Here is a 13,094-nt window from a genome sequence, read left to right on the forward strand (position 1 = left end):
CCGAATGGTTGAAACAATTTCCATTTGTCCACTGTGCAATTCAACTTCACTTGAAAAGTTTTTGGAAGCAAAAGACTATACCTCAAGCAAAGAAACCTTCACTATTGTAAAGTGCATCAACTGTGAATTCACTCTTACCAACCCACGTCCCTCTGCCACAGAAATAGGAAAATACTACCTATCTGATAAGTACATTTCCCACACCGGTGGAGGTAAAACCATATTTGACAAAGTTTATCTCACCGCCAGAAATTTCACATTGAAATGGAAGTTTGAACTCTTAAACAAGTATCAAAAAAGTGGCAACCTTTTAGATTTCGGCTGCGGCACAGGTGAATTCTTAGCTCACTGCCAGAGAAGAAAATGGAACATAACTGGGGTTGAGCCATCCGAAAACGCCAGAGTGAAGGCAGGCCAAAACATTGGCAAACCAGTAGCATCCAATCTCAATGAAGTAGACAATGAACGATTTGATGCCATTACGCTATGGCACGTTCTTGAACACCTCCATGAATTAGAATCGGATTTAAGAAAAATAGTCGCCCTACTTAAAAAGGATGGCACTATTTTTATTGCTGTACCCAATCATCAATCGCCCGATGCAAAACACTACAAAAGGTTTTGGGCGGGTTACGATGTTCCCCGTCACTTATGGCACTTTTCAAAAGACACAATGAACCGGTTGTTTGAAAAAGTAGGATTACAAATGATTGAAATAAAGCCGATGAAACTGGATGCCTTCTACGTAAGCTTACTAAGCGAGGCATATCAAAATCCACAAGCATCCAAATTAAGTAACGGCTTGACCGCTTTTGTACAGGGAGTAAAGTCAAATAGAGCCGCGAAGGTCCACAACAATTACTCAAGTCTCGTCTATATTGCGAAGCACGCATGAGAAATTTGATTTCAATAATCGCGATTCTGTTGCTAATCAGGTGCGCCAACCAAACTTCACCTACGGGCGGGCCACAAGACAAAAAGCCACCTGTTCTATTGGAGTCCACTCCAAAAAACAATGAGAAAAACTTTAAGGCAAAAACCTTTGAGTTATCCTTTGACGAACTTGTCAAGCTTAAAAACGCAAATGAAGAAGTACTGATAACACCTTCATTGGGTAAAAAATCTAAAATCGTAGCAAAGAAAAACAAAGTACTCATCACCCCCGAAAAGCCGCTTGAAGACAGTACGACCTACACTATTAACTTTCGAGATGCGGTGCAAGACTTGAACGAGGGAAATCCCGCATACAACCTTCGGTTGGCCTTTAGCACTGGTCCAGAAATTGATTCCTTACAAATCTTCGGTTCGGTAAACGAGTTGTTCAAAGAGCAAATACCGGAAAAAATCACCGTGGCACTCTATCAGCAAGATACATTCAATATCTTCAATCATACGCCCGTCTATTTTACAAGAACAGATGCCAAAGGAAGATTTAGCATCACGAATTTGAAAGCGGGCAAATACTACATCTATGCATTTGAAGACAAAAGTCGAAATCTGAAAGTCGACAGTAAATCAGAAAAGTTTGGATTTCAAACACAGCAAATACTTTTGGATGAAAAGAAACAAGACAGTATAAAAATTTGGCTTACTCGAGTCGATGCACGACCCCTGAAAATAACGAGTATCCGAAACACAGATAGGCAATCAAAAATAAAATTTAACAAAGCCATCGACAGTATAAACGTAACTGCAAAAGATTACGAACTGACCTACCAATACGCTAACACGCAAGAAGAAATCCTGATTTTCAACCCACCTAAAAAAGACTCGGTTCAAATAAAGATCGTTGCCATGGATAGCGTAGGTAATAAGCTCGACACAGTAAGCTACATCAAAATAAACAACACAAAATTACCTAAAGAGAAGTTTACGATCCAATTAAACGAGCCGGTATACAATATTGAAGAACAACAAGCAACAATTGAAGGAACCTTCAGCAAACCACTTGATGGATTTACCCTGGACAGCTTATTCATCCAATTGGATACTACGCAGTTTGTAGCGATAGATAAAAAAGATATTAGTATAGACCCTGTGAAACATAAGATAAAAATCACCAAAACATTTACGCCACTTACTTCGAAAGACGAAAAAAGCAAAGCACCACAACCCATATTTATAGCAGGAAAAGGTAGCTTTATTTCCATAGAGGGGGATACGTCTAAATCAGTCGTATCCAACATTAAGATTTTAAAAGAAGATGAAATGGGTGCATTATCCATAAAAGTGTCCACTTCAATCCCTAACTATATACTCGAATTAATGAACTCGAAGGGAACTGTCATTAAAAAATTAAAAAATCCGAAAAATCACGTCTTCAAAAACCTAGTCCCTGATGAGTACAAAATCCGCGTGATCATCGATACCAACAATAACAGAAAATGGGATATTGGAAACTTTGAAAAGAAAGTTGAAGCAGAACCAGTATTTCTCTACAAAACGATTGACAAAAAATACAGCACACCAGTTCGAGCGAATTGGGAAGTTGGCCCACTAAATATTAAATTTTAATAAGAAAAGTTTTGAACAATTGATGTTGATAACGTGAGAAGCATCCACACATAGACACAATTTTAGCATTCATCACGATCCAAATGGGTACAACTCCAAGATATGAACAACTCACGAACAGGCAACAACTGTAGATAACCTTATCCACATTCCACAAATTTTAGTTAATTGACTAAATTTAGAGCATATCAAGAGAAAGGAAAATAAATTTATACACAACTAATCCATAAAAGCATCCATCCACAATCCAACATGGATAATTACTACTACATATCTTTTAATATAATATATAAATACATACTACTGGTATTGATATGTGTGAATCTCTGTCCCGCACAAAATCAGCAGGAGATACAAATTGCCAACGAATACTATTTAAAAGGCGACAAAACAAAAGCGCTGTCTGCTTTTCAGGCATTGGCAAAAGACCCACAAAATAGTTCGGCCATTCACAGTAATTATCTTAGCTTGCTGCTCGATGTTGGAAATTTTAAACAAGCCGAAGATTATGTTGAAAAGCTCATTCGCAGAGACAACCGTATTACTTACAAATTGGATCTGGGTCTTATTTATTTTCGCGCGGGCGATGTGGCCAAGGCCGATAAATATTTAAAATCGATTATTAAGACACAGGCCGATGATGTGTATCGTGCCAAAACAGTTGCCGATTACCTCGCTTCTCGAAACCTCATCGACTACGGCATTTACTCCCTCAAGTGCGCCCGTGAGTCATCTAAAAACCCCTCCATATTTTTTTTGGAGATGGCCAATCTCTACCGAATGCAAGGCAAGCGCGATGAGATGGTGGAAGAATATCTGGAGTACGTAACCCAAACTCCGGCTAATATTGGCTATGTAAAAAACCTGCTCCAAATTTTATTGACCAAGCCCGAAGAACTCGAAAGCCTTGAAAGATTGTTGACAGACCGGGTTCAAACGAATCCTGCATCAGAAGTACTTATTGATTTGTTGATTTGGACGCAATTGCAACAAAAAAATTTCTATGGAGCATTTGTGCAAGCGCGTGCCTATGATAAACGTTTTCGTAAAGACCAATCAAAGACACTGGAGATTGCACAAATCGCACTCAACAACCAAGACTTTGTGAATGCCGATAAAGCTTTTGCATACGTGCTAAAGGAATTTGCCAACACCGAAAATTATTTGCCGGCACAGCTTGGTTTGATAAAAGCCCGCGAGGCAAAAGTGAAAAAAAATTACTCCGTCAATACCGATTCCGTAAAATATTTAATTGACGAGTACACCAAGTTTTGCACACGCTACCCAACACACCCAAGTGCCTACGAAGCGCGACTAAACCAAGCGATGTTGTATGCACATTACCTCAGTCAACCAGACTCCGCCACGGTGCAGATCAATAAATTAATTGCTGACCCGAAAACACCCACTTCGCTGCGCAACCAATCGAAAATAGATTTGGGCGATATCTATTTATTAAAAGGCGAACCTTGGGAATCCACCTTGTTGTATTCACAGGTAGAGAAATCGCAACGCGAAACACCCCTTGGCTACGAGGCGAAATTGCGCAATGCAAAACTTTCTTACTACAAAGGCGACTTTAAATTGGCCCAGGAACACCTGGACATTCTAAAGCAAGCCACTACGCGGGAAATTGCGAATGACGCCATGGACTTAAGCATGCGCATAAAAGAAAATACCGCATTTGACACTACGGGTTTTTCGTTGCGGCAACTGGCCCACATCGAACTATTGCTTTACCAAAACCAAACGGCCAGGGCAACCAAACAACTTGGCTACTTTGAAAACAACAAAGTGTTGATGAAACAAGCGGAGGCTTTTTTATACGGCTTCATAGATGTGAACACATTGGTGGAGACAGAGGGCGAATACATTTGGGTTACCCTTCCGGCCAACTATGTTAACAATGCTATTCAAGATGATGTATTTTGGTTGGAAGCAAATTTGAACGCAAAGCAGGGAAAATTTGAAAATGCGTTGACCTATTTGGAAAAAATTATTCAACAGTATGGCGAAGATGTGTTGGCCGATGATGCTGCTTTTATGCAAGCCGATATTTACGAGAACAGATTAAGTCAAAAGGAAAAAGCAAAAGAATTGTACCGTGCCTTTTTGGATCTGTACCCCGGAAGCGTATATGCGGCCGAGGCGAGGAAAAGGTACCGGATCTTGAGAGGCGATTTTGCGGAGGGTAAAGAAGTGAATTAAAAAGCACGTACTTCAAAAAAAGCCTAAATGTTTGAATCCTATGAAATACTTGATTTTTTAGAATTTCAGAATGATGGCAAACGGCATTTTCATATTAACCGATTGGATGAGATGCCCGAGCTTCCGGCAAAAATCAAGAGTCCTCACAAGCATCTTTTCTATGAGGTGTTTTTGATTACCCAAGGTAAGGCACACCATAATATTGACTACAGAGAGTACCACATTCAAGCAAACAGCCTTTTCTTTGTGTCGCAAGGGCAACTCCATCTATGGGGTAAGTCCGATAGATCGGCAATGAAAGGTTATCGGTTAATGTTCACAGAAGAGTTTTTCTTGATGAAAAACATCGATAAAAATTTCTTGTTTGAATTAGTGTTTCTTGACAATGTATATTTTAATCCATGCATTGAATTGACCAAAAAAGATGCTGAGCCGATTCATACATACTTCAATTTACTTTTTAATGAGTACAAAAGGTTAGAGCCTAACCCCAAAGTACTGCAGTCTTTGCTCTTTTTGGCCTTAACAGAAATTCAGCGAATAGCGACTGTTAAAAACCCAAAAGTGGGTACTAACCATGAAGTCAAAGTCTACAAAAGCTTTGTAGAGTTACTGGAGGTCAATTTCAAAAACCAATTATCAATTAACGATTATGCATCCAGACTGTGCCTTTCGAGTAAACAATTCACGCGATTGATACGCAGTTTTACAAATCAATCAGCCACCCAAATAATCAGGAATAGGGTAACCCTTGAGGCAAAGCGGTTGCTAACTTGCACGCATCTAAACATTATGCAAATTGGACATGAGTTGGGATTTGAAGATGCCGCCTATTTTTCTCGCTTTTTCAAGAGAGAAACAAAACAATCTCCAACTGAATTTAAGGGTTTAGTTGTCGAAAAATACATGAAAACGTCTTAAAAGTCCAAGCGTGGTATTTTAGTCCTGCCATAATTTTGTTTTTCAAATTTAAACGAATTCAGAAATATGAGTTTAAACCACACAATGCTGACATTTTCCGCGGTTTGTTTATTTGTGTTTGCATGTAAGACTTCGTCCAACGACCCAACGCCCTCTGGAGCAGTTAAAGATTGTAGCTCACTTACCGGGCTTGAAAAAGTTGTTTGTTTGGCAGAAAATTTTAAGGCGACACTATCCACATCACAACTTGCAGCAATGCAGTTAGATTATACTAAAGCCAATGCAGTGAAATGGTCTAATCTCCCGCAGGCCTTGACTCAAACAAAACGTGTGGGCATAAGTTTTGGCGAGTTGAACGCTACCCAAAAAGATGCCGCGCAAGCATTATTGAAAGAGGTTACAGGAACAGGAACCAATGAAGGATATTCGGAACTTCTACAAATCATGGGAGCCGACAACTACTTAAATTCAAACGGTGGAGGGTCTACTTATGGCGATGGCAATTACTATATCGCTTTTTTAGGAACCCCAAGCACAACAGGTTTGTGGGAACTACAGTTTGGGGGGCATCATTTTGCGTTGGCTAATTCGTATAATCAGGCTAAACTTGTCGGAGCCACACCATCGTTCCGCGCAGTGGAACCAATGGCCGCCTTTGCGCTAAATGGTGCACAGGTGCAGCCCATTGAACAAGAGCGAAAAGCGTTCTCCGATATGTTAAAAGGCCTTAGCACCACAGAGCTAACCACCGCGCGATTAACATCAACTTTTTCTGATTTGCTACTTGGCCCCGGTAAAGATGGGCAGTTTCCCACTGCAAAATCAGGTATAAAAGTGGGTGACTTAACACTAGATAAAAAGAACTTAGTGCTGAATGCAATTAAAACCTATGTGCAAGATTTAGATGACCTCAATGCCTCGGCTATCTTGTCAAAATATACGTCAGAATTAGAGGATACGTACATCGCTTACTCGGGCACTACAGATGTGAATACGCAAAATGACTATGTGCGTATTGATGGCCCTAACGTTTGGATCGAGTATTCTGCCCAAGGTGGAATTGTGATTCGAAATGTAAGTCACCCCCATTCAGTTTGGAGGGATAGAAGCGGAGATTATGGGGGCAACTAAAACGAAGTTTTGCTTAAGTCTTGCGTTTTTTTTGTGGGCAAGATTAATGCCATTTGCGCACCCCATGCCAAACTCTATTGTTTGCCTTACTATTTTAAAGGATAAGATTAAAGGCAATGCACAAATTCCGATGCGAGACTTGCGGGCAGTGCTGGGGGAACAAACACAGCTAGACGCACTTAAGGCTTATTTCAAGTCACACGTTCGGCCCAAAAGCCTGAATGGGGACGCATGGTACGTTGAAATCGAAAATGCGAGAATAACGGAAAGCACACACATTGCCTCAGGTGACTACACCGAGCTAACAGCCGATTTCTGGATGGTGCCTACTAGTTTAGAGGATATGAATGATTTTATTTTTGACTACGATGTGGTTTGCCATCAAGTGGTAACGCACAAAGTGTTTGTATTAATGAAGCGGGGCGAAAATCAGACCTCAGCTACGATTGAATTGGACATACCTTCAGAAAAAATAAAACCTTTACAAGTAACAATGGGGCAAAAAGCGGATCTACGAAAATTCTCCATAATCGGCTTCGATTTAATTATCGTAGTTTTTGCTACGGCTGTCTTTTACTTGATTTTGAATTCAAAAAAGAGTTTTCAAAGGAATATTTAGCCTTGTAAAGCTTCACTTCGATTAAATTATACAAATGCTTTTGAACTTTTAGAAGCCTATCTGTTGTTACTTTTGTCGCACCTAAAGCAATGACACACACCTACAAAGTTTCTGGAATGACATGCATGGGCTGTGCTAGCACAGTGGAGAAGGCATTGAAAAAAGTACCGGGCGTTACAGAAGCAGAAGTAAGCTTGGCACATAGCGAAGTTCAATTGCACATGGCTGCGCCAGTAACATTTGCTCAACTGCAGGCTGGGTTGTCTGGCTATGCATATCAACTTTTCGAAAATAGTTCTGCTCTTGCTAAAGCACCAACACAATTTTGGTTGCACAAAAAAGTTTGGGGCCGTGCGGCATTCAACACGCTAAACTGTTTGGTCGGGTGTTCTATCGGTGATTTTGGGATGATACTTTTCTTGCAGGCACTTTATCCAGATACATCCATGATGACCCAAATGTTATTGGCCACTATTGCAGGATTGTGTACATCTATTTTGCTGGAGACTATTTTGCTGCGTGTCCGCGAAAAATTTAATTGGGCGTCCGCTTTCCAAACCGCTTTTTCTATGTCATTCATTTCTATGATTGCGATGGAGCTGGCCATGAACACCAGCGACTTTATGATGACCGGTGGCAAGGCAGCCTTCGGCAACCCGATGTATTGGATGGCATTGGCAGTATCAATGGTGGTAGGGTTTTTAGCCCCATTGCCCTACAACTATTACAAATTGAAGAAGTACAACAAGGCGTGTCATTAAATATGATATACCCAATCCTTGTATTGCCCGTCTAGCGGATTAAAGTCATTTCGTTTTTGAAAGTGCCCATCCAAGATTTCCAATTCAATAATTCTGTCGAGCTGTAGATTTCGATACCCCTCTTTGCCTCCTGCTTTGGTGAAGCCAGAAGTTTGCCAACACACCAGGACAATCTGCCTTTTGGCGGTCGTGCAAATCCCGTAAGGAAAAACTGTGCGCGGCAATGGTTCTTTGCTAAGCACAATTCGGCAGCTACGCTTCTTTTCTGAAGCTTCCCAAAGTTGCTGCGTGAGTTCTTCGAGCTTCATAAAAGTTCGCGTAAAGTTATTGATTATCGATTGATTTTAGCGCGAATGACAATAACACAGGTTATAAATGCACCCCTATTGCAACGTCACCTTGATTAAATAGTTGCTTTCCAACTGCTTTGCTACGTGTGTGTCTATAACACCTTTGGCTACGATACTCCAAGTTTTTGTCGGTTGAAGCATAGTTTCGTCTGCCAATTTTAAAGAAGGCCGGAAGGAATCTACGCTACTATTCAATTTATACTTGAAGCCATGAGGTTCCATCTTCTGAATCGTTAGCAAAGGAATTTCTGTTGTTTGAAGGTATTGATGGAAAAAAGCATTAAAATCATTACCTAATTTTTCATTGAAATACTGAACAAGTGTTTTCGTATCAATGAACGAGTGCCTGAAATCAGTTTGTATACCTTTCAATGTACTGAACCAAAGTTTATCATTAGCTACCAGATGGCGCAGTGTATTTAGGATTAAAGCGCCTTTAAAATATTTGTCTTCAATACGATAATGGAAATGATTTACATCCGGTACTCCAACTAAAGGAAAGTCATTCAAAATTCTGTCCTTTCTAGAATTCAGATATTCCTGTCCAATACGATAGCCAAGTGTCTCTTCTACGTAAAGTGATTCGGCATACGTAGCGAATGCTTCATGAATCCAAATGTCAGAATTGTCTTTGCAACTTATATTATTCCCCCACCACTCATGGGCAGATTCATGAAGGATGAGTTGTTCATCAAAATACTGCCCCACAGCCACACAGCTTTGATGCTCCATTGGATAAGGGCTTTGAACAATCTTAAACCCATCATTAATAAATGGGTACGCTCCAAAATACTTCTCATACACTCTGAGCATTTGTGGTACCATGGATAGTTTTTTGGTAGCGAAGTCTTTATCACCCTCTAAGAAGTAGTAGGCCAAGTTTAGTTGTTTGCCTTCTACACTTTCAAAAACTTCTTGATGTGTTTCGTACCGACCAATGTGAACGGCAATGTTATAATTGTTAATGGGACTGCTTACCGACCAGTGATACTTCACGTTACCATTTCCCAAAGATTCTGTCTTGCTGAGTTTTCCATTTGATACCGCATAAAGATTTTCAGGCACAGATACACTTACGGATGCACTGTCAGGTTCATCAGAAATATGGTTTTTTACTGGCCACCACCCTTTTGGCCCATAACCCTGACAGAGCGATTGAACCCATGGATTGTCTTGATTATCAGTTTGCCAAAGAAAAGCTCCAGCAAAGATGTCAAAATTAGCATCTAGTGGTCGGCCCTCGTATCTTACCTTAACAGAATGCGTTGTTCCCTTTTCTAAAGGCTTATCGAAATCAACATACACCGCATCAAGATCTCTTTTGAACTTTAAATCATTGCCTTTGTATTGAATACTATTGATCTTAAGATATTCAAATAAATCGAATCTGATTTTGGTCGTTGTATCCACTATTTTGAAAGTGATTTCAGAATAACCTTTTACCAATTCATTTTTCACATCGATATTAATATCAAGGTGATAGTACCCGACATCGTAGCAAGTAAGCTGTGATGTAAGTAGCCCGAATAGTGTGTCAATCTTGTTAAACTGTTTCAACGAATGGTTACCTATTTTTAACCTTCGATTTTCTGCATAAGGCTTCACGGAGTTATACTTTGTTCCCTTGTTTTCTGCCACTCTACTAATTATTGATGTTCCCTTTGTGTCAGTCAATTTTTGTTCGCGGTCCACTTCCTTAATATCGTTGAAGTTTCTCCAAAACATAGAATCATAGGGTTTCTTCATATTGATTAAACCCTTTTGTAACTTCAATTTATCCGAAGGTGTCTCGTGAATGTTTTCTGTTACAGCAGAATTGATCAATAGTTCACTAGAGAGGTAAGATTTACTTGCTATCACTTTTTCAGATAACTTAAAACATCTAAAATCTTGCTTTCGGAAAAAGTAATAAGGAAGCATCTTTCCTTTAATATGCCTGTATTCATATGCCTGATGATCTACAATGGCTCCGCACTTTTCACCTTTTGTATTAACACCGCCCCATATATAATTGGTGTAGTCCATTTCGCCAGAGCTTAGAATCAATTCATTTTTATATAAAGAATAGTTTTCCGCATCAATCAATAATTTAAGCTCCATTGCCTGAGATTTACTCGATAACGCATAAACCAATTGATCATTGAAATACGTCAGTTTTTCGATGGTAAATATTTTGTTTCCCCATACAGAGCGTTTTATGTTATTTACGAGAGGCACTAAGTTTGCTCCTTGATTTACAAGAAGTAAGAGATGATTCTTGCCTGCCTTCCAGCCCATAAACGCATCATTCATTTTCTTGTTGTCAGATACATTCCGGAATTGGGGTATTGATATGTCCTCCATTTCATTCACCACATTTTTGGCTCGAATTTCAAGAGCACATTCAACTACTCCTGTTTGCGTATCATTATCGGAATGAATCTCTCTATAGAATCCGTTTAGAAGAAAATAGTCTTGCTGATGCTTACTCTCTGCAAGAATCTTTCTGACGGCAAGGTTAAAAACCTCATTACCCGTTACTTTCTTTGATGTTACTGCTATGTCCTCTAGATTCAATACAGCCTCATTCAAATGAATAGTTATCTGACCAGGAATATCTTTCACTACTCCATAAAAATTTTGAAATCCGATGTACGAAACTACGAGAGAGTCCTTTTCATAAGTGAGCGGAACGTTGAAATTGAATTCACCGCTATCATTTGTGACGGTTCCTATAGTTGTCCCCTTTACATATACAGAAGAAAATGCCAGCGACTTTCCGCTACTTTTCTCTACGACCTTCCCCTTGATAACTTTAAAATGATTTTGGGCTTTGGTCAAAAAGGAAATTAATGATACCAATACGCTAAGAACAAAATATAATTTAATGTTTGGCATGAATGACATATAACAGACTTCAATGGACATTATTGTTCTTCAAATGTAATCTTGTCTAGTTTAGGCACAATCTTCTAAAAACTTGAATGGTCAACTCTTTTTTTAATCTCACAAAATGACACTTCACTCCTTTCAACCCACTGCTCACTCTAAAGCCCAAAGTCAAACTCTGTTTAGCTGCGTTCTTTTGCCAAACAATGTTAAACCAAATACAACTAAAATGAAAAAACTAGGAAAACCAGTATTGTCTTGGGCTCTCGCTTTAATCGTCTTGTTCGTTACGGCCATCCGCTGTTCCGATGACAAAAAATCAACACCAGCACCTACGCAAAGCATAGTAGCTTTAGCATCGGCCAACACCAATTTAACTTCGTTGGTAGCGGCATTGAGCAAATTTCCAGATTTAGTAAGCACACTGAGCGGCACCGGAAACTTTACCGTGTTCGCTCCAACAAATCAGGCCTTCACAAAATTATTGGCGGATATTGGCCAAACGGATATCAACAATGTGCCTGACAATGTATTGAAGAGCATTCTTCAGTACCACGTAGTTTCTAGTGCTGCGTTGAAATCAACTCAGCTAACAGCGGGAAACGTCAATACTGTTGCCAATGAAAATATAGCCGTGACATTAAACCCAATAAAATTGAATGGAACAGTCAATGTCACTACGCCAGATGTGCTTGCTTCCAATGGAGTGGTGCATATTGTGGATGCTGTTTTGGTAAACCCAACCATCGCGCCTGTTGTAGGCACCGTGGTAGCTCCTGCCTATTTCAGCAAAGGTTTTTCAATATTGACGGCAGCAGTGGTTAAGGCAGGTGTCTTATCAGCCTTATTGGATAAAACGAAACAATACACCGTATTTGCTCCAACGAATGCTGCCTTTATTGCCAACTTGGGCGCCTCTAATGAGGCCGCTGCCATATCAGCAGTGAACGCATTATCCCAAACAGCCGCAGCCGATTTATTGAATTTCCATGTGCTGAGCACCGAAATAAAGGCGGGGGGCATTGCTGTTGGTACAAGTAGCGTTACAACTATTCGTGCAACGAACAATCGGGCGTTTGTGACGAAAGTCGGTTCAGCGGTCACTATTAACAACGCCCGCGTAACAACCGCGGATATTGATGTTAACAATGGTGTAGTTCATGTAATTGATGCCGTGCTCACCCCTCCAGTTGGCGACATTGTTGCAGTAGCAACTTCTGCCGCTAACGCAGCAAACTTCAATATCTTGGTCGCGGCTTTGACGAAAGCAGGTTTGGTGCCAACGGTACAAGGAACAGGTCCCTTCACAGTATTTGCTCCAACCGATGCCGCATTCCTGACATTGTTAAGCGCAGTATTCGGCTCGAATGTGGACGAACCAACCGCCTTAAGCTTTATCAATAACACGATCTCGGATACGTCTACTCCGATTAACTTGCCTACGTTAACAAGTATTTTGACCTACCACGTAGTTTCAGGTGCTGCATATTCGATTAACTTAACGAATAGTCAGGTACTAACCACGGTAAAATCTGGAGCTCCAAATACAATTGTGGTAGGTATTACTGGCTCAGCAGTCACCATAGACGGTTCTGGCTCTTTACCGTCCACAGTTGCCCCAGCTAATATTTCGGCAACCAATGGCGTGGTTCATGTGATAGATCGTGTTATGCAGTTTTAATGGTTAGTTCATTTTCACAAAAGCCATCATAACGAAAAACG

The 13,094-nt window shown here is 40.2% G+C and carries 10 protein-coding genes; 8 read left to right on the forward strand and 2 right to left on the reverse strand.

Annotation, left to right across the window (positions count from 1 at the left end):
- Window positions 1–4 precede the first annotated feature (4 nt).
- The 7 genes from KA713_15465 to KA713_15495 all read left to right on the forward strand — a co-directional run bounded on the left by KA713_15465 (window position 5) and on the right by KA713_15495 (window position 8,154).
- Window positions 5–895 (forward strand): methyltransferase domain-containing protein, encoded by an 891-nt coding sequence (locus tag KA713_15465; GenBank protein ID UXE65849.1) that lies wholly within the window; start codon window positions 5–7, stop codon window positions 893–895.
- Window positions 892–2,514 (forward strand): Ig-like domain-containing protein, encoded by a 1,623-nt coding sequence (locus KA713_15470; protein ID UXE65850.1) that lies wholly within the window; start codon window positions 892–894, stop codon window positions 2,512–2,514. Before KA713_15465 ends, KA713_15470 begins: the two co-directional genes overlap by 4 nt.
- A 252-nt stretch (window positions 2,515–2,766) precedes the next feature.
- Entirely contained in the window at window positions 2,767–4,722 is a 1,956-nt protein-coding gene (locus KA713_15475) for a tetratricopeptide repeat protein (protein UXE65851.1), read from the forward strand.
- Between the two features lie 27 nt (window positions 4,723–4,749).
- Entirely contained in the window at window positions 4,750–5,643 is an 894-nt protein-coding gene (locus KA713_15480) for a helix-turn-helix domain-containing protein (GenBank protein UXE65852.1), read from the forward strand.
- Window positions 5,644–5,709: 66 nt separating this feature from the next.
- Window positions 5,710–6,774 carry a DUF3500 domain-containing protein gene (locus tag KA713_15485; GenBank protein ID UXE65853.1) on the forward strand — a complete coding sequence of 355 codons (1,065 nt, stop codon included), beginning with the start codon at window positions 5,710–5,712 and terminating at the stop codon, window positions 6,772–6,774.
- Between the two features lie 64 nt (window positions 6,775–6,838).
- A complete protein-coding gene (locus KA713_15490; GenBank protein ID UXE65854.1) occupies window positions 6,839–7,393 on the forward strand; it encodes a hypothetical protein in 555 nt (184 codons plus the stop codon).
- A gap of 89 nt (window positions 7,394–7,482) precedes the next feature.
- Window positions 7,483–8,154, forward strand: a complete 672-nt coding sequence (locus KA713_15495) for a DUF4396 domain-containing protein (protein UXE65855.1) — start codon at window positions 7,483–7,485, stop codon at window positions 8,152–8,154.
- Here KA713_15495 and KA713_15500 read toward each other — a convergent pair.
- Together KA713_15500 and KA713_15505 are read right to left on the reverse strand one after the other, a co-directional pair.
- Window positions 8,151–8,462, reverse strand: coding sequence for a WYL domain-containing protein (locus tag KA713_15500; protein UXE65856.1), 312 nt, complete (start codon window positions 8,460–8,462; stop codon window positions 8,151–8,153). The two genes, KA713_15495 and KA713_15500, sit on opposite strands and share 4 nt — an antisense overlap.
- A gap of 75 nt (window positions 8,463–8,537) precedes the next feature.
- Window positions 8,538–11,381, reverse strand: coding sequence for a carboxypeptidase-like regulatory domain-containing protein (locus KA713_15505; GenBank protein ID UXE65857.1), 2,844 nt, complete (start codon window positions 11,379–11,381; stop codon window positions 8,538–8,540).
- Window positions 11,382–11,601: 220 nt separating this feature from the next.
- On the opposite strand from KA713_15505, the gene KA713_15510 reads away from it, so the two are divergent.
- Window positions 11,602–13,053 (forward strand): fasciclin domain-containing protein, encoded by a 1,452-nt coding sequence (locus KA713_15510; protein UXE65858.1) that lies wholly within the window; start codon window positions 11,602–11,604, stop codon window positions 13,051–13,053.
- Window positions 13,054–13,094: the final 41 nt, after the last annotated feature.

It is taken from the genome of Chryseotalea sp. WA131a, from assembly GCA_025370075.1.
Taxonomy (GTDB): Bacteria; Bacteroidota; Bacteroidia; order Cytophagales; family Cyclobacteriaceae; genus ELB16-189.

Bases quoted from the DNA above. Each gene is read 5' to 3' on its own strand.
- KA713_15465 (UXE65849.1), top strand. From the start codon at position 5: ATGGTTGAAACAATTTCCATTTGTCCACTGTGCAATTCAACTTCACTT.
- KA713_15470 (UXE65850.1), top strand. From the start codon at position 892: ATGAGAAATTTGATTTCAATAATCGCGATTCTGTTGCTAATCAGGTGC.
- KA713_15475 (UXE65851.1), top strand. From the start codon at position 2,767: ATGGATAATTACTACTACATATCTTTTAATATAATATATAAATACATA.
- KA713_15480 (UXE65852.1), top strand. From the start codon at position 4,750: ATGTTTGAATCCTATGAAATACTTGATTTTTTAGAATTTCAGAATGAT.
- KA713_15485 (UXE65853.1), top strand. From the start codon at position 5,710: ATGAGTTTAAACCACACAATGCTGACATTTTCCGCGGTTTGTTTATTT.
- KA713_15490 (UXE65854.1), top strand. From the start codon at position 6,839: ATGCCAAACTCTATTGTTTGCCTTACTATTTTAAAGGATAAGATTAAA.
- KA713_15495 (UXE65855.1), top strand. From the start codon at position 7,483: ATGACACACACCTACAAAGTTTCTGGAATGACATGCATGGGCTGTGCT.
- KA713_15500 (UXE65856.1), bottom strand. From the start codon at position 8,462: ATGAAGCTCGAAGAACTCACGCAGCAACTTTGGGAAGCTTCAGAAAAG.
- KA713_15505 (UXE65857.1), bottom strand. From the start codon at position 11,381: ATGCCAAACATTAAATTATATTTTGTTCTTAGCGTATTGGTATCATTA.
- KA713_15510 (UXE65858.1), top strand. From the start codon at position 11,602: ATGAAAAAACTAGGAAAACCAGTATTGTCTTGGGCTCTCGCTTTAATC.